This window comes from Pseudomonas sp. Larv2_ips (assembly GCF_963879675.1).
In the GTDB taxonomy this organism is placed as follows: Bacteria; Pseudomonadota; Gammaproteobacteria; order Pseudomonadales; family Pseudomonadaceae; genus Aquipseudomonas.
Window position 1 is genome coordinate 1 of sequence record NZ_CAWOAW010000003.1, and the last position, 354, is coordinate 354.

A 354-nucleotide genomic window follows, 5' to 3' on the forward strand; every position below is an offset into this window, starting at 1 on the left:
CGCCTTCGCGAGCAAGCCCGCTCCCACAATTTGACCGAGTTCAGCCGCCAGCACTGCACCGCTCTGCTTTTGCTTTTCTGTGGGAGCTGGCTTGCCTGCGATGCAGGCTCCTCGGTCTATCAGGCACAACCAGTTGATGCCATCGCAGGCAAGCCAGCTCCCACCTTTGACCGAGTACAAACGACAGCCATCTATCTGATGCCCAGAGATCCAAATGTGGGAGCGGGCTTGCCCGCGAAGGCGGTGGGTCAGTCAGCTCATGTATCACTGACCCAACGCCTTCGCGAGCAAGCCCGCTCCCACAATTTGACCGAGTTCAGCCGCCAGCACTGCACCGCTCTGCTTTTGCTTTTC

At 59.0% G+C, this 354-nt stretch carries 1 pseudogene; it reads right to left on the minus strand.

Features of this window, described 5'->3' with window-relative positions:
• Positions 1–180: pseudogene (locus AACV02_RS01335) on the minus strand (hypothetical protein); the annotation flags it as partial.
• Positions 181–354 lie beyond the last annotated feature (174 nt).